Origin of the sequence: Streptomyces sp. NPDC086080 (genome assembly GCF_044540255.1) — a bacterium.
In the GTDB taxonomy this organism is placed as follows: domain Bacteria; phylum Actinomycetota; class Actinomycetes; order Streptomycetales; family Streptomycetaceae; genus Streptomyces.
On the sequence record NZ_JBITRU010000012.1, the window covers coordinates 94,993 to 111,130 of the forward strand.

The window sequence follows — 16,138 nt, forward strand, 5'->3', positions numbered from 1 at the left end:
TTTCCCGGATCGCTCACCGGCCCCCGCGCGGGGCCAACCTAGGCGGTGGCAGGAACATGGCACTGGGTACGGTCACGGCGTCCTACGAGCTGAGGTTCGACACCGGGCGGGTCTGCCTGGATCTCCTCGCGACCGCCCATCCCGAGGAACGGCTCGACTCCGCGGCGGTGCTGCGCGCCTGGATCCGCGGCTCCGGGCTCGTGCCCCAGGACACCACACTGGCCCACGCGGACACCTCCTGGCTGGTGGCCTTCCGTGAACTGCGCGGGCAGCTCGCCCCGTTGGTCCGCGACCGGCCGGCGCCCGGTGTCGCCGCGTACGATCTCGCCCTCGCCCGGGTGAACGAACTCGCCCGCGCGGCACCCCCCGCGCCCCGCGCGGTGCCCGGCGAGGACGGCACGCTGGTGCGCCGGCTCGACGGCCCGCCCGGCCGGGCCGCGCTGCTCGCGGCGGTCGCGCGGGACGCGGTGGACCTGCTCACCGACCCGGTCGCCCGCGCGAGTCTCCGGCAGTGCGAGGGCGACAACTGCCCCATCGTCTACGTGGACACCTCCCGGGGCCGCAGGCGGCGTTGGTGCTCCAGCGAGGTGTGCGGCAACCGTGAGCGCGTGGCCCGTCACCGCCGTCGCGCGGCCCTCGCCCGCACCTGAGCACCTGAGCACCTGAGCCGGCACCTGAGCCCGCACCTGAGGGCGAGCCAGGGCGCGTGACGGAGAACACGTCTGAGGGAGTGTCCGGCTCAAGTTGCTTGCGGCATATGCGGCTTCCGTGCGCCGAACGGCGCGAAAATTGCCGGAGTGATCTCCGTTACACCTCTGCCGGCCCTCCTCGCTCCGCGGGCGAGGGGCCGTCCCTGTCGCTGTGTCGGAAATGTAAAGAAGTAGCAGGGGGAATGTGGTCTCATGTCCCGCTCGTCGTGCCGTCCCGCAGAAAACCGCCGACTTTCTTTGAACACCCAACGCCCACCGTCCGTACCGGTTGTCGAGCGACCGACTGGGGGATCCCCCGGACACCGGAGGTGGGCGTGCGCAAGGATGCGGCCGTGGCCAATGAACGTGGGTCGAGGGCCCGACATCGCATGTCCTCACAGCCCTCAGAACCCGATGAGGAGTTGATGCGTGCGCTGTATCGCGAGCACGCGGGGCCTTTGCTGGCCTACGTCCTGCGGCTGGTCGCCGGAGACCGGCAACGCGCCGAGGACGTCGTCCAGGAGACGCTCATCCGTGCCTGGAAGAACGCCGGTCAGCTCAATCGGGCGACCGGTTCGGTACGCCCCTGGCTGGTGACGGTCGCCCGGCGCATCGTCATCGACGGCCACCGCAGCCGGCAGGCCCGGCCGCAGGAGGTCGATCCGTCGCCGCTGGAGGTCATCCCCGCGGAGGACGAGATCGACAAGGCGCTGTGGCTGATGACGCTGTCGGACGCGCTCGACGACCTGACCCCGGCCCACCGGGAGGTCCTCGTCGAGACGTACTTCAAGGGGCGTACCGTCAATGAGGCGGCACAGACACTCGGCATACCGAGCGGCACCGTCCGTTCCCGGGTCTTCTACGCCCTGCGGTCGATGAAGCTGGCTCTGGAGGAGCGGGGGGTGACGGCGTGATGAGTGTGTACGGGGGAAACCAGGGATTCGGCACAGGCGGTACGGGTATGTCTGGTGCCATGGAGGGATCACCGGTGCCGAACGAGCACGAGACCGTCGGCGCCTACGCCCTCGGCATCCTCGACGACGCCGAAGCGACCGAGTTCGAGGCGCACCTCGCGGCGTGCGAGTGGTGCGCCCAACAACTCGACGAACTCGCCGGCATGGAACCCATGCTGGCGGCCCTCGCGGACCTGCCCGACACCGGGACGCCCGCGCTGGGCGAGTCCCTGTCCGCCAGACCCTCGCCCCGCGTGGTGGAGAAGCTGGTCGACGAGGTCGCCGAGCGCCGTGCCAGGAAGCGCCGCCGCAACTTCTACATGGTGGCCGCCGCGGGCGCGCTGATCGTGAGCGGTCCGTTCGTCGCCGTGGCGGCGAGTGGCGGTGACAGCGAGTCGGGTGGCGGGGGCGGCACCAACCAGACGCTCGCGGCCAACCCCGCCAAGGACGCCTTCGACAAGATCTCCGACAAGATCACGGCGACCGACCCCGAGACGCAGGTCACCGCGACCGTGGCCCTGGAGAAGAAGCTCTGGGGCACCGAGATCGTCACGGAGGTGAAGAACGTCAGGGGCAAGCAGAAGTGCTCGCTGATCGTCGTCGGCAAGAACGGCGAGCGCGAGACGGCGAACTCCTGGTCCGTGCCCGGCGAGGGCTACGGCCTGCCCGACGCCAAGTCGGACAAGGCCCGCCAGCCCCTCTACGTCCAGGGCGGCGCGGCCTTCGCGCCGAACGAGATCGACCACTTCCAGATCATGACCCCCGGGGGCGACCTCCTCGTCGAGGTCGACGCATAGGCCTTCCGGCGGATCAGGCAGGACGGGCGGCTCCCGCAGGCGCCGGTGGCGCCGGTGAGCCGTGAGCGAGGCCGACGCGTCCCCTCCCACACCCCTCGGGCGGTGGGGAGAACGCGCGGGTCCCGCGCCCTCCGGCACGGTGGGCGGAGGTACGGTCCCGGGCTGCGGCGTGCGGGGTCCCGCGGTCTTCGGCAGGGTGCGCTGCCGGTACGGGCCCGACGCCGGGTCCCGGGGAACGTGCGGGGTCCCGCCGTCTTCGGCACGGTGCGCCGCCGGTGCGGGCCGGCACCGGGCCGGGGGTACCGTTCCTGCGGGTCTGAGGGTCCCCGCTTGGTCGGTGGGTGTGCTGCCGGTGCGGTCCCGGCATCGGGCTGGGGGGTATCGCTCCTGCGGGTCTGCGGGTCTGCGGGTCTGCGGGTCTGCGGGTCTGCGGGGCTGCGGGTCCCCGGCCGGTCGGTGGGTGCGTACGGGCCGCGGGTCCTGCCAGGTCCGCCGGTCCGGCCTGGTTCGCGGGGCCAGTCAGGTCAGGTACATCGTTCCGGCCTGGCTCGCGAGCCCCGTCAATCCGGCGAGCCAGACCGGTTCGCGGGCCCCGTTGGTCCGTCGATCCGGAGCGGTTCGGGGCCCCGGATCTCGGGTCGTCCCGCCCGGCAGGGGGTCCGCCGGGCGGGCCCGTAGCCGACAGGTGCCTCCTTCGCGTACGGTTGACGGCTGCCCAGCACGTCAGAAGGGGGCCCGGTGGCCGCTCAGGCTCCACAGCAATCCGCGGTCGAACCGGTTCACGACTCCGTTCGGGACCGCGAGATCCGAGTCGAACAGGAACACCTGGACCGGGTGTACGTCCGCCTCGAGGAGAAGATCCACGAGGCGGAGTTCCTCATGCGCGACGCCGCCCGGCGCGGCCACGTCGGCACGCCCGGCGCCCTCGCCGAACGGGACGCCCAGGTCTTCCGGGCCGGCATCCACCTCAACCGGCTGAACAACGAGTACGAGGACTTCCTCTTCGGCCGGATCGACCTGCTGCCCGGCAAGGACGGCAAGAAGGGCCCCGACGGCGCGTACACCGCCGTGGAGCCCGCCGAGGGGGCCATCAGGCCCGACAACACCGCCGACATCGCCGAGACCCTGCACATCGGCCGGATCGGCGTCCTCGACGCGGACTACGCGCCGCTGGTGATCGACTGGCGGGCCCCCGCCGCCGCGCCCTTCTACCGCTCCACCCCGGTCGACCCCGGCCGGGTCGTGCGGCGCCGCGTCATCCGGTCCAAGGGCCGCCGGGTCCAGGGCGTCGAGGACGACCTGATGCGCCCCGAGCTGAGGGCCTCCCTGGACGGCCGTGAACTGCCGGTGATCGGCGACGGCGCCCTGATGGCCGCGCTCGGCCAGGCCCGTACCCACACCATGCGCGACATCGTCGCGTCCATCCAGGCCGAGCAGGATTTGGTGATCCGCGCCCCCGCCGCCTCCGTGACGTACGTCGAGGGCGGCCCCGGCACCGGCAAGACCGCCGTCGCCCTGCACCGCGCGGCCTACCTCCTCTACCAGGACCGGCGCCGGTACGCGGGCGGCATCCTGATCGTCTCGCCCACCCCGCTCCTGGTCGCCTACACCGAGGGCGTGCTGCCCTCCCTCGGCGAGGAGGGCCAGGTCGCCATCCGCGCCATCGGCTCCCTGGTCGACGGCGCCGAGGCGACGGTCTACGACGCGCCGGCGGTGGCCCGCGCCAAGGGCTCGTACCGCATGCTGAAGGTGCTGCGGAAGGCCGCACGCGGCGCACTGGAGATGAACGATTCACCGCAGCGGCTGCGGGTCGTCGCCTTCGGCCGGCGGCTGGAGCTGGAGGCGGCGGAACTGGCGGACATCCGCCGTACCGCCCTCGGTGGCACCGCCCCGGTCAACCTGTTGCGCCCCCGCGCCCGCAAGCTGCTCCTCGACGCCCTGTGGGGGCGCTCCGGCGCCGGGCACCGGCACACCGACCCGGAGCTGGCCGCCGAGCTGCGCTCCTCCTTCGACGAGGACATCACCTCCGAGGACGACTTCACCGCCTTCCTCGACGCGTGGTGGCCCGAGCTGACCCCGGCCGCCGTGCTGGACGCCATGGCCGACGAGCGGCGCCTCGGCCGCTGGGCCCGCCGGATCCTCAACCCCGGCGAGGTGCGCAGGGTCGCCCGTTCGCTGAGGCGGGAGGGGCGCTCCGTGCACGACATCGCGCTGCTCGACGAACTCCAGGCCGTGCTCGGTGCCCCGGCCCGCCCCCGCAAGAAGCGCGAGCTCGACCCGCTGGACCAGCTCACCGGCCTGGAGGAGCTGATGCCGGTGCGTGAGGAGACCCAGCGTGAGCGGGCCGAGCGGCTCGCCCAGGAGCGCGTCGAGTACGCCCACGTCATCGTCGACGAGGCCCAGGACCTCACCCCCATGCAGTGGCGCATGGTCGGCCGCCGCGGCCGGCACGCCACCTGGACGGTGGTGGGCGATCCGGCCCAGTCCTCCTGGTCGGACCCCGAGGAGGCCGCCCAGGCCCGTGACGAGGCCCTGGGCAGTCGCCCGCGCCGCCGCTTCGAGCTCACCGTGAACTACCGCAACCCGGCGGAGATCGCCGAGCTGGCGTCGAAGGTGCTCGCCCTGGCCATGCCCGGCTCCGAGTCGCCGAGGGCCGTGCGGTCCACGGGCGTCGAGCCCCGGTTCGCCGTCGCGCGCGGCTCCGGCGGCCCGGGGGACCCGGGAAGCGCGGGGGGCGCGCTGGGCCGGACCGTGCGCGCGGAGGCCGCCCGGTTGCTGGACCGGGTGGACGGCACCGTCGGCGTGGTCGTCGCCATGCAGCGCCGGGAGGAGGCCCGGCGCTGGCTCCACGGGCTCGGCGATCGCGTGATGGCGCTCGGCAGCCTGGAGGCCAAGGGCCTGGAGTACGACGCGACGATCGTCGTCTCTCCCGCCGAGATCGCCGATGAGTCCCCCGCCGGCCTGCGCGTGCTGTACGTCGCCCTGACGCGGGCTACGCAGCAGCTGACGGTGGTCTCGGCGGACCGCGACGAACCGGACGCCGAAGGGGTGCCCGATCTGCTGAGGGACTGAGGACACCGGAGATCCGGATAAAGCGCTTGTGCCGGGGGAATGGTCCTATGGCATCCGTTTGTTAGCCTGGGTGTGGCACCGGCCCGATCCAAGCCCCCGGGCCCAACCTTCGTCGCTACGAGCGACCACTTGCCGCGAGGCGAGCATGGCGGGTCGGTGTCATCAAGTGTGCGAGAGGCCCACGTCACATCTGAGTGACGTGGGCCTCTCTCGTTGTCCGCTTGTCCGACCGTCCTTCGTATGATGGAAATCGTTGTCCGCGTTACCCCGTGCACCGGTGAACAAAACGTCCGCAATCCCGGACGGCTACCTCGTACCGAGCGGTAGGTGCGACGATCGGACGGCACATTTCGCGACACGGTTAAAGCAGAGGAAGTCGGCCATGGCAACGGCGCCCAGCGTCTCCTACTCGATGACCATCCGGCTGGAGGTGCCCGCGGGGGGAAGCGCGGTCTCCCAGCTCACCGGGGCAGTCGAGTCCCACGGAGGCTCGGTGACGGGCCTCGACGTGACGGCGTCAGGACACGAACGGCTCCGCATCGACGTCACCATCGCGGCCACCTCCACCGCGCACGCCGACGAGATCGTCGAACAACTGCGCGGTATCGAGGGTGTCACCCTGGGCAAGGTCTCCGACCGTACGTTCCTGATGCACCTCGGCGGCAAGATCGAGATGGCGTCGAAGCACCCCATCCGCAACCGTGACGACCTCTCCATGATCTACACGCCCGGTGTGGCCCGGGTCTGCATGGCGATCGCCGAGAACCCCGAGGACGCCCGCCGCCTCACCATCAAGCGCAACTCGGTTGCGGTCGTGACCGACGGCTCCGCCGTACTGGGCCTGGGCAACATCGGCCCCAAGGCCGCGCTGCCGGTCATGGAGGGCAAGGCGGCCCTGTTCAAGCGGTTCGCCGGCATCGATGCCTGGCCGCTCTGTCTGGACACCCAGGACACCGACGCGATCGTGGAGATCGTCAAGGCCATCGCCCCGGGCTTCGCCGGCATCAATCTGGAGGACATCTCCGCGCCGCGCTGCTTCGAGATCGAGGCCCGGCTGCGCGAGGCGCTCGACATCCCCGTCTTCCACGACGACCAGCACGGCACCGCGATCGTCGTGCTGTCCGCGCTCACCAACGCGCTGCGGGTCACCGGGAAGTCGATCGACAGCATTCGCGTCGTGATGTCCGGCGCGGGCGCGGCCGGCACGGCCATCCTGAAACTGCTGCTCGCCGCCGGTGTGAAGAACGCCGTGGTGGCCGACATCCACGGTGTGGTGCACGCGGGCCGCGAGGACCTGGTGGACGCCGCCCCCGGATCCGCCCTGTGCTGGATCGCCGACAACACCAACCCCGAGAACCTCACCGGCACGCTGAAGGAGGCCGTGCGCGGCGCGGACGTCTTCATCGGCGTCTCCGCCCCGAACGTCCTCGACGGCGAGGACGTCGCCGCGATGGCCGAGGGTGCCGTCGTGTTCGCGCTCGCGAACCCCGACCCCGAGGTCGACCCGGCAATCGCCCGGCAGACGGCGGCCGTTGTGGCCACCGGCCGCTCCGACTTCCCCAACCAGATCAACAACGTACTGGTGTTCCCGGGTGTCTTCCGCGGCCTGCTGGACGCGCAGTCCCACGCCGTCAGCACCGAGATGATGCTGGCCGCCGCGCAGGCGCTGGCCGATGTGGTGACCGAGGACGAGCTCAACCCGAACTACATCATCCCCAGTGTGTTCAACGACAAGGTCGCGGGGGCGGTCGCCGGCGCGGTGCGCGACGCGGCGAAGGCCGCGGGGGCGTAGCGACCTTGCCGCACGAGGGCTGTGAGGATCACCACGCCCGGTTTGAACCGGCGCGTCGTGGAACCCGTAGGTCCTGGCCGCCCTCTATCGTGGCGGCCAGACCCGGGCTCCGGCCCCTGCTGTCCGCTGCCGGAAGCGGACGGAGCGTCACCGCGGCGAGCCCGTGGCGTTCTTCGTGTGACTCCCTCGGGTGTTCTACACGACTCCTGCGGGTGCCGGATTGGCATTACCGCCGCAGGTAGGGGCAGGATGCGTCCCTGGGCGCGAGGGTCTGACGACGGACCCGGGTCCGGGGACTCACCGAGGAACCTGGCAGCATCGGCTTCGCCGTGCCCGACATGCGGCTCCGCCGCGTGGCACGCCTCAACGGCAAGAAGAACACGGGAGTAAGAACATGAACCGCAGTGAGCTGGTGGCCGCGCTGGCCGACCGCGCCGAGGTGACCCGCAAGGACGCCGACGCCGTGCTGGCCGCGTTCGCCGAGGTCGTCGGCGACATCGTCTCCAAGGGCGACGAGAAGGTCACCGTCCCCGGCTTCCTGACCTTCGAGCGCACCCACCGGGCCGCTCGGACGGCGCGCAACCCGCAGACGGGTGAGCCGATCCAGATTCCCGCGGGATACAGCGTGAAGGTCTCCGCGGGCTCGAAGCTCAAGGAAGCCGCCAAGGGCAAGTAAGGGCGCGCAGGCGCCGTTCAGGCTCGGCGCCGGGGGCGGCTGCGGGTCCGCTGTGGTGGGTCGCGCAGTTCCTCGCGCCCCTGTGGGGCGCTTCCACCTACGCCGATGGGGCGGTCACCCGGATCCGGGTAGCCGCCCCATCGGCGTTCGTGGTGAGGTCTCGTCAGGTGAGAGGTCCCGTCAGCCGAGCGCCTTGCCCGGGAGTTCGACCTTCGCGCCCAGCTCCATCAACTTCTCCATGAAGTTCTCGTAGCCGCGGTTGATCAGGCCGATGCCGTGGACGCGGGAGGTGCCCTGGGCGGCGAGGGCGGCGATGAGGTAGGAGAAGCCGCCGCGCAGGTCGGGGATGACCAGGTCGGCGCCCTGGAGACGAGTCGGGCCCGAGACGACCGCCGAGTGCAGGAAGTTGCGCTGGCCGAAGCGGCAGACGGAACCGCCCAGGCACTCCCGGTACAGCTGGATGTGCGCGCCCATCTGGTTGAGCGCGGAGGTGAATCCGAGGCGGGACTCGTAGACCGTCTCGTGGATGATCGACAGACCTGTCGCCTGGGTCAGGGCGACCACCAGGGGCTGCTGCCAGTCGGTCTGGAAGCCGGGGTGCACGTCCGTCTCCAGCGCGATGGACTTCAACTGCCCGCCGGGGTGCCAGAAACGAATGCCCTCGTCGTCGATCTCGAAGGCGCCGCCGACCTTCCGATAGGTGTTCAGGAACGTCATCATCGAGCGCTGCTGGGCGCCGTGGACGTAGATGTTGCCCTCGGTGGCCAGCGCGGCGGACGCCCACGAGGCGGCCTCCAGCCGGTCCGGCAGGGCGCGGTGGGTGTAGCCGCCAAGCCTGTCCACACCGGTGATGCGGATGGTCCGGTCGGTGTCCATGGCGATGATCGCGCCCATTTTCTGCAGGACGCAGATCAGGTCCTCGATTTCCGGCTCCACCGCCGCGTTGGACAGCTCGGTGACGCCCTCCGCGAGCACCGCCGTGAGCAGCACCTGCTCGGTCGTGCCGACGGACGGGTACGGCAGCCGGATCTTGGTGCCGCGCAGCCGCTGCGGGGCCTCCAGGTACTGGCCGTCCGCCCGCTTCTCGATGGTCGCGCCGAACTGCCGCAGCACGTCGAAGTGGAAGTCGATGGGCCGGCCGCCGATGTCGCAGCCGCCCAGACCCGGGATGAAGGCGTGCCCGAGCCGGTGCAGCAGCGGGCCGCAGAACAGGATCGGGATCCGGGAGGAGCCGGCGTGGGCATCGATGTCGGCGACGTTGGCGCTCTCCACATGCGTGGGATCGAGCATCAGTTCGCCCGGTTCGTCTCCCGGGCGGACCGTCACGCCGTGCAGTTGCAGCAGACCCCGTACGACCCGCACGTCGCGGATGTCCGGAACGTTGCGCAGGCGGCTCGGTCCGCTGCCCAGCAGCGCCGCGACCATGGCCTTCGGTACGAGATTCTTCGCACCGCGGACACGGATCTCGCCCTCCAGCGGGGTTCCGCCGTGGACCAGCAGGACATCGTCGTTGACGGTCATGAATCTCGCGTTCCGTGGAGAGGGGGGCAGGGCCTGAAGCCACAGGGTAATCGCCCCCGCCCCCTCATAAGTAAGCCCGCGGACGGACGGGAAACGTCATGGCTCTGTCACAACACGAACGGTTCCGCGTCGGCCACACCGGGTCACCGCCGTTTTCCCGTGCGCCCGGCGTGCACCCGTCCGCCCTCCCGCCCCCCGGCGCCACCCCTGGAACGAGGCTTCACCAGGGGGCTCCATCGGATGCGCGGCCGTGTTCACCCCCGTGCCCCCATTGCCTCCCCGCACGAAGGGCGAATGCGGGATCATGTCTGGCATGACCGAGGTGTCCTCGCTCACAGGGCGGCTGCTCGTGGCCACTCCCGCCCTGGCGGACCCGAACTTCGACCGCGCGGTGGTGCTCCTTCTCGACCACGACGAGGAGGGCTCCCTCGGTGTCGTCCTCAACCGCCCGACGCCGGTGGACGTGGGCGACATCCTGGAGGGCTGGGCGGAGCTGGCCGGTGAACCCGGTGTGGTCTTCCAGGGCGGCCCGGTGTCGCTGGACTCCGCACTCGGTGTCGCCGTCGTCCCGGGCGGGGCGGCCGGGGAGACCGCGCCGCTGGGCTGGCGGCGGGTGCACGGCGCGATCGGGCTGGTCGACCTGGAGGCCCCGCCGGAGCTGCTCGCCTCCGTCCTCGGCTCCCTGCGCATCTTCGCCGGATACGCCGGCTGGGGCCCCGGCCAGCTGGAGGACGAGCTGGTGGACGGCGCCTGGTACGTCGTGGAGTCCGAGCCCGGTGACGTCTCCTCCCCGTCCCCGGAGCGGCTCTGGCGCGCGGTGCTGCGCCGCCAGCGCAGCGAGCTGGCGATGGTGGCCACCTATCCGGACGACCCTTCGCTCAACTGATGCGGGTGGGCTTCAGTACCCTTGGCTCTTATGAGCACTCTTGAGCCCGAGCGCGGGACAGGTACGGGGACCCTCGTCGAGCCGACGCCGCAGACCTCCCACGGCGACGGTGACCACGAGCGCTTCGCCCACTACGTCCAGAAGGACAAGATCATGGCGAGCGCCCTCGACGGCACGCCCGTCGTGGCGCTGTGCGGCAAGGTCTGGGTACCCGGCCGTGACCCGAAGAAGTACCCGGTCTGCCCCATGTGCAAGGAGATCTACGAATCCATGGGCTCCGGTGACGACGACAAGGGCAAGGGCGACAAGTAGCGTCCCCCTCCCTCCGCCGGCCCGGACCTGTCCCAGGGCCTGTCCGGCGGATCATGCCAAAGACGCGGGGTCTGGCACGCCCATCTGCGGCGTTGTCGTCACTCGCCGACTCCCCCACTCTCGGCTTCGCTCGAGTGGGGGGACCCCCATCGCGTCGACTCCCTCCTCCGCCTTGCAGCTGCACGCACCAGACCCCGCTCACCTGGGCTGCAAGGCCCCGTAGCTTTCCTCCGACTTGATCCGCCGGACAGGCCCGAGCCCCCAGGTGTGCTTTGCGCGCTCCTGGGGGCCTTTGCGCTGTCCGTGCGTTGCACAGGGTGCGTCGGTCGGTCACGGAGTGGTTGAGACCTCTTGTGGCGCGGTTCACCGAGTCCCTAGCCTCCGGTGTGTTGTGCACAGCGAAACCGATATTGCGTATGTTGCAACGCGTTCGGAGGAGCGATTCCATGAAGCTGTCCGCCCGTACGGTCGCCGTCGCGGCCGTCCTCGCCACCGCCGCCTGTACCCCCCAGACCTCCGGCGACTCCTCCTCCGACAAGGACGAGAAGACCGGCACCCTGCGCGTCTGGCTCTTCCAGGAGGTCAACAACGACCCCAAGGCACAGCTCGTCGACTCCGTCCTCGCCGAGTTCGAGAAGGCGCACGAGGACACCGAGGTCACCGTCGAGTACATACCCGTGGAGACCCGCGCCCAGCGCATCAAGGCCGCCTTCAACGACCCGAAGTCCGCGCCCGACCTCATCGAGTACGGCAACACGGACACCGCAGGCTATGTGCAGGACGGCGGACTCGCCGACCTCACCGAGGAGTTCACCGCCTGGGACGAGGCCGACGACACCGACCCCACCGCACGGCAGTCGGTCACCGTCGACGGCAAGGTCTACGGAGCCCCGTACTTCGTCGGCGTCCGCGCGCTGTACTACCGCACCGACGTCTTCGACGAACTCGGCCTCGACGTCCCCCGGACCCAGGCCGAGTTGATCTCCACCGCCAAGAAGATCCGGGCCGCGGAGCCCGGGATGTACGGCATCGCGGTCGGTGGCGCCTACACCTACGGTGCGATGCCCTTCATCTGGGCCCACGGCGGCGAACTCGCCGCCGGTAAGGGGGGTTCGTACGCCTCCGTCATCGACAGCGCCGACTCCCGCAAGGGCATCGAGGCGTACACCTCGCTCTTCGGGGACGACAACTGCCCGGCCGCCAAGTGCGCCGGGATGACCGGAAACGACACGGTGACCGCCTTCGCCGCGGGCCAGGCCGGCATGGCGATCGCCGGCGACTTCAGCCACGCGGCCGTGGAGGCCGGGAAGGTCAGGGGCAAGTACGCCGTCGTACCGCTGCCGGGCGTCGAGGCCGGGTCCATCGCCCCCGCGTTCGCCGGCGGGAACAACCTCGGCGTGCTGAAGTCCACCTCGCACCGCACCCTCGCCGTCGACCTGATGAAGCGGCTGGCCTCGAAGGAGACACAGGAGGAACTGTTCGACGCGATGGGATTCCTGCCGACGTTCTCGGACGTCCGCCGGCAGGTGGCCGCGAAGGAGGCCTTCGTGAAGCCGTTCGTCGAGACGCTGTCCGCCGACACGAAGTTCGTGCCGGCCTCGCCCGCGTGGGCGCAGATCGACTCGTCACAGGTGCTGCCGACGATGTTCCAGGAGATCGTCTCCGGCAAGAAGAGTGTGGCCGATGCCTCTGCGGATGCGGCGAAGAAGATGAACGCGGCGTTCGGCTCCGTCGGATGACGGTGCCCGTCGGCTCCGTGGGCGCGGAACGCGGACGGGTGCGGGTGCTGCGTGGTTCCTCGCGCGGTTCCCCACCCCGCTGGGCGGGTTCGGGCACCCCGTGGCTCTATCTCGCGCCCGCTCTCGTGGTCCTCGCAGGGCTGCTGGCCTACCCCGTCTACCAGCTCGGGCTGATCTCGCTCTTCCACTACACCCAGGCGCAGGTCAGCGGTGGGGAGCCGACGGCCTTCGTGGGGTTCGGGAACTATGCCGAGCTCTTCGGCGACGAGCAGTTCTGGCAGGTGCTGCTGGCCACCGTGGTGTTCGCGGCGGCCTGTGTGGCCGGCACGCTGGCCGTGGGCTGTGCGCTCGCCGTGCTGCTCACCCGCGTGCGGGCGGTGCCGCGGACGGCGCTGATGCTGGCCGCGCTCGGCGCCTGGGCGACCCCGGCGGTCACCGGCTCCACGGTCTGGCTGCTCCTCTTCGACGCCGACTTCGGGCCCGTCAACCGGATGCTGGGGCTCGGCGACCACGCCTGGACGTACGGGCGGTTCAGCGCCTTCTTCCTGGTGCTGCTCGAAGTGGTGTGGTGCTCCTTCCCGTTCGTGATGGTGACGGTCTACGCCGGCATCCGCGCCGTACCGACCGAGGTGCTGGAGGCCGCGTCCCTGGACGGGGCCTCGCAGTGGCGGATCTGGCGCTCGGTGCTCGCCCCGATGCTCCGGCCCATCCTGGTGGTGGTCACCATCCAGTCGGTGATCTGGGACTTCAAGGTGTTCACCCAGATCTACGTCATGACCAACGGCGGCGGCATCGCGGGCCAGAACCTGGTCCTGAACGTCTACGCCTACCAACGGGCCTTCGCGTCCTCGCAGTACAGCCTCGGCGCCGCGATCGGCGTGGTGATGCTGCTGATCCTGCTCGCCGTGACGCTGGTGTACCTGCGGCTGCTGCGCCGCCAGGGGGAGGAACTGTGAGCCCGGTGGGTCGGAACAGGGAACTCCGGGTGAATCCTGCGCGCCGGTCCGTACGGCGTCCGGGACGGGCGGTCGCCGAGACGACGGCGCTGCTGATCGCCGCCGTGGTCGCCTTCCCGCTGTACTGGATGGTCCTGAGCGCCTTCAAACCGGCCGGGGAGATCGAGTCGACCCAGCCGCGGCCCTGGACCCTCGCGCCCACACTGGACTCCTTCCGGAGGGTTTTCGGGCAGCAGGAATTCGGCCGGTACTTCCTCAACAGTGTCGTCGTCGCGGTCGCCGTGGTGGTCGCCTCCGCGCTGATCGCGTTTCTCGCCGCGACCGCCGTGACGCGATTCCGGTTCCGTATGCGGACCACCCTGCTGATCATGTTTCTGGTGGCCCAGATGGTGCCGGTGGAGGCGCTGACGATTCCCCTGTTCTTCGCCATGCGGGACTTCGGCGGGCTGAACACGCTGTGGTCGCTGATCCTGCCCCACATCGCCTTCTCCCTGCCCTTCGCGATCTGGATGCTCAGGGGGTTCGTGAAAGCCGTTCCGGAGGCGCTGGAGGAGGCCGCCTGCATCGACGGGGCGAGCCGCGCGCGCTTTCTCTGGCAGATCCTTTTCCCGCTCGTCCTGCCGGGCCTCGTGGCGACCAGCGTGTTCTCCTTCATCTCCACCTGGAACGACTTCCTGTTCGCCAAGTCGTTCATCATCAGCGACATCTCGCAGTCCACCCTGCCGATGGCGCTGCTGGTCTTCTACAAACCCGACGACCCGGACTGGGGTGGGGTCATGGCGGCCTCCACCGTGATGACGATTCCCGTCCTGGTCTTCTTCGTACTCGTGCAGCGGCGACTGGTCTCCGGACTGGGCGGCGCGGTGAAGGACTGATGTGACCGCATTGATTCCAGCGCCCCGCAGCGTCGTCACCGGCTCCGGCGACGTGCGGCTGACGGCGCGTTCCCAGCTGTACGCCGGCCCCGGGACGGAGGGCGTGGGCCGCTGGCTGCGCACCGTCCTGGGCGGGGCGACCGGCCTGCCGCTGGGCGAAGGCCGGGAGCTCGACGACACCTGCGAAGACGGCATCGGACTCCGGCTCGATCCCGGGCTCGGTGCCGAGGAGTACCGCCTCGTCAGCGACGGGAGCGGCGTCCTCCTCGAGGGCGGCAGCGCGGCCGGGGTCTTCCGGGGCGCGCAGACGCTGCGCCAGCTTCTCGGCCCCGACGCCTTCCGCAGGGCTCCGGTCCGCCGCGACCGGGTCTGGACCGTGCCGCACGTCACGATCGAGGACGCGCCCCGTTTCCGCTGGCGCGGACTGATGCTCGACGTCGCCCGGCACTTCATGCCCAAGGACGGTGTGCTGCGGCAGCTCGATCTGATGGCGGCGCACAAACTCAACGTGTTCCACTTTCATCTGACGGATGATCAGGGCTGGCGGGTCGAGATCCGGCGGTATCCGGAGCTCACCGGGACCGGTTCCTGGCGCGCCCGGACGAAAATCGGCCACCGCGCCTCACCGCTGTGGGACGACACACCGCACGGCGGCCACTACACCCAGGACGACATCCGCGAGATCGTCGCCTACGCCGCCGAGCGGCATATCAGCGTGGTCCCCGAAATCGACGTGCCCGGGCACTCGCAGGCCGCCATCGCCGCCTATCCGGAACTCGGCAACTCCGATGTCGTCGACACCGCCTCCCTGACCGTCTGGGACACCTGGGGGATCAATCCGAACGTACTCGCCCCCACCGACGACACCCTGCGCTTCTACGAAGGAGTGCTCGAGGAAGTCCTGGAACTGTTCCCCGCGGACGCCGGTCCGTTCTCGCCGTTCGTGCACATCGGCGGCGACGAATGCCCCAAGGACCAGTGGCGTGCGTCGGACACCGCGCAGAAGCGGATCGGCGACCTCGGACTCGCGGACGAGGACGCGCTCCAGTCCTGGTTCATCGGGCACTTCGACCGGTGGCTCGCCGCACGGGGACGCCGGCTGATCGGCTGGGACGAGATCCTGGAGGGCGGCCTGGCGCCCCACGCGGCGGTGTCCTCCTGGCGCGGCTACGCGGGCGGGGTCACCGCCGCCCGCGCCGGACACGACGTGGTCATGTGCCCCCAGCAGTACGTGTACCTGGACTACCGTCAGGACGCGGGCCCCGACGAGCCGGTGCCGATCGGATATGTGCGCACCCTGGAGGACGTCTACCGGTTCGAGCCGGTACCGGCGGAGCTGACGGCCGAGGAGGCCGCGCGGGTGCTGGGCACCCAGGCCAATGTGTGGACCGAGGTGATGGAGGACCAGGGGCGCGTCGACTACCAGACCTTCCCCCGGCTCGCCGCGCTCGCCGAGGTGGCCTGGAGCGATCTGCCCGCCCCCGCCGACCGGGACTTCGCCGGCTTCGAACGGCGGATGACCGCCCACTACCGGCGCCTGGACGCCCTCGGCGTCGCCTACCGGCCACCCACCGGCCCGCTGCCCTGGCAGCGGCGTCCGGGCGTGCTGGGACGCCCGCTCGACGGCCCGCCGCCGAACCTCTAGGGGGGTGCCCGGCGGATCAGGCCGGACCCCACGTCCCCGGCATGATCCGCCGGGCACCCCCTGGGGCAGTCCCCGGCCCGTACGCCCCCGGGCCCCGGGGCGGGCGGTCCGTGAGCCCGGGACGCCGGACGGCTCGCGCGCGTCCGTTCGCTCCCGGTCGGACACATCGTGCGATACAGGCACAAGGGGCGCTGAAGGGTGTCAAGGCGCCCCGCGCCGCAGATG

Annotated in this window: 13 protein-coding genes; 12 read left to right on the forward strand and 1 reads right to left on the reverse strand. The window is 70.7% G+C overall.

Annotation, left to right across the window (positions count from 1 at the left end; genetic code table 11):
- Positions 1-56 precede the first annotated feature (56 nt).
- The 6 genes from ACIF9R_RS16865 (at position 57) to ACIF9R_RS16890 (ending at position 7,979) form a co-directional block, all read left to right on the forward strand.
- The gene (locus tag ACIF9R_RS16865; RefSeq protein WP_399980178.1) at positions 57-650 is read left to right on the forward strand and encodes a CGNR zinc finger domain-containing protein; all 594 of its coding nucleotides are present in this window, start codon (positions 57-59) and stop codon (positions 648-650) included.
- Between the two features lie 368 nt (positions 651-1,018).
- On the forward strand, positions 1,019-1,603 hold the full coding sequence (locus tag ACIF9R_RS16870) for a sigma-70 family RNA polymerase sigma factor (protein WP_037932079.1): 585 nt from the start codon (positions 1,019-1,021) through the stop codon (positions 1,601-1,603).
- A 74-nt stretch (positions 1,604-1,677) separates the two neighbouring features.
- A complete protein-coding gene (locus tag ACIF9R_RS16875) occupies positions 1,678-2,439 on the forward strand; it encodes an anti-sigma factor family protein (protein WP_399980181.1) in 762 nt (253 codons plus the stop codon).
- Positions 2,440-3,177: 738 nt separating this feature from the next.
- On the forward strand, positions 3,178-5,511 hold the full coding sequence (locus tag ACIF9R_RS16880) for a HelD family protein (RefSeq protein WP_399980184.1): 2,334 nt from the start codon (positions 3,178-3,180) through the stop codon (positions 5,509-5,511).
- 382 nt (positions 5,512-5,893) lie between these two features.
- Entirely contained in the window at positions 5,894-7,303 is a 1,410-nt protein-coding gene (locus ACIF9R_RS16885) for an NAD-dependent malic enzyme (RefSeq protein ID WP_399980187.1), read from the forward strand.
- Between the two features lie 394 nt (positions 7,304-7,697).
- Entirely contained in the window at positions 7,698-7,979 is a 282-nt protein-coding gene (locus ACIF9R_RS16890; protein WP_004987462.1) for an HU family DNA-binding protein, read from the forward strand.
- A gap of 180 nt (positions 7,980-8,159) precedes the next feature.
- Here the strand turns inward: ACIF9R_RS16890 and murA are convergent, their stop codons facing one another.
- Positions 8,160-9,500, reverse strand: coding sequence for a UDP-N-acetylglucosamine 1-carboxyvinyltransferase (gene murA, locus ACIF9R_RS16895; protein WP_399980190.1), 1,341 nt, complete (start codon positions 9,498-9,500; stop codon positions 8,160-8,162).
- 313 nt (positions 9,501-9,813) lie between these two features.
- On the opposite strand from murA, the gene ACIF9R_RS16900 reads away from it, so the two are divergent.
- The 6 genes from ACIF9R_RS16900 (at position 9,814) to ACIF9R_RS16925 (ending at position 15,913) form a co-directional block, all read left to right on the forward strand.
- Positions 9,814-10,386 carry a YqgE/AlgH family protein gene (locus ACIF9R_RS16900; protein ID WP_399980192.1) on the forward strand — a complete coding sequence of 191 codons (573 nt, stop codon included), beginning with the start codon at positions 9,814-9,816 and terminating at the stop codon, positions 10,384-10,386.
- 30 nt (positions 10,387-10,416) lie between these two features.
- Positions 10,417-10,698, forward strand: a complete 282-nt coding sequence (locus ACIF9R_RS16905) for a DUF3039 domain-containing protein (RefSeq protein WP_010039914.1) — start codon at positions 10,417-10,419, stop codon at positions 10,696-10,698.
- A 446-nt stretch (positions 10,699-11,144) separates the two neighbouring features.
- Positions 11,145-12,437 carry an extracellular solute-binding protein gene (locus tag ACIF9R_RS16910; protein WP_399980194.1) on the forward strand — a complete coding sequence of 431 codons (1,293 nt, stop codon included), beginning with the start codon at positions 11,145-11,147 and terminating at the stop codon, positions 12,435-12,437.
- Positions 12,434-13,393: a carbohydrate ABC transporter permease gene (locus ACIF9R_RS16915; protein ID WP_399980197.1), complete on the forward strand. Its 960-nt coding sequence runs from the start codon at positions 12,434-12,436 to the stop codon at positions 13,391-13,393. Before ACIF9R_RS16910 ends, ACIF9R_RS16915 begins: the two co-directional genes overlap by 4 nt.
- A gap of 29 nt (positions 13,394-13,422) precedes the next feature.
- Positions 13,423-14,268 carry a carbohydrate ABC transporter permease gene (locus ACIF9R_RS16920; protein WP_399980200.1) on the forward strand — a complete coding sequence of 282 codons (846 nt, stop codon included), beginning with the start codon at positions 13,423-13,425 and terminating at the stop codon, positions 14,266-14,268.
- Between the two features lies 1 nt (position 14,269).
- Positions 14,270-15,913: a beta-N-acetylhexosaminidase gene (locus ACIF9R_RS16925; RefSeq protein WP_399980203.1), complete on the forward strand. Its 1,644-nt coding sequence runs from the start codon at positions 14,270-14,272 to the stop codon at positions 15,911-15,913.
- Positions 15,914-16,138 lie beyond the last annotated feature (225 nt).

What these genes read in the sequence shown, in the direction of transcription:
- ACIF9R_RS16890 (WP_004987462.1), top strand. Translation starts at nt 7,698, where the DNA reads ATGAACCGCAGTGAGCTGGTGGCCGCGCTGGCCGACCGCGCCGAGGTG.
- murA (WP_399980190.1), bottom strand. Translation starts at nt 9,500, where the DNA reads ATGACCGTCAACGACGATGTCCTGCTGGTCCACGGCGGAACCCCGCTG.
- ACIF9R_RS16865 (WP_399980178.1), top strand. Translation starts at nt 57, where the DNA reads ATGGCACTGGGTACGGTCACGGCGTCCTACGAGCTGAGGTTCGACACC.
- ACIF9R_RS16905 (WP_010039914.1), top strand. Translation starts at nt 10,417, where the DNA reads ATGAGCACTCTTGAGCCCGAGCGCGGGACAGGTACGGGGACCCTCGTC.
- ACIF9R_RS16885 (WP_399980187.1), top strand. Translation starts at nt 5,894, where the DNA reads ATGGCAACGGCGCCCAGCGTCTCCTACTCGATGACCATCCGGCTGGAG.
- ACIF9R_RS16910 (WP_399980194.1), top strand. Translation starts at nt 11,145, where the DNA reads ATGAAGCTGTCCGCCCGTACGGTCGCCGTCGCGGCCGTCCTCGCCACC.
- ACIF9R_RS16900 (WP_399980192.1), top strand. Translation starts at nt 9,814, where the DNA reads ATGACCGAGGTGTCCTCGCTCACAGGGCGGCTGCTCGTGGCCACTCCC.
- ACIF9R_RS16915 (WP_399980197.1), top strand. Translation starts at nt 12,434, where the DNA reads ATGACGGTGCCCGTCGGCTCCGTGGGCGCGGAACGCGGACGGGTGCGG.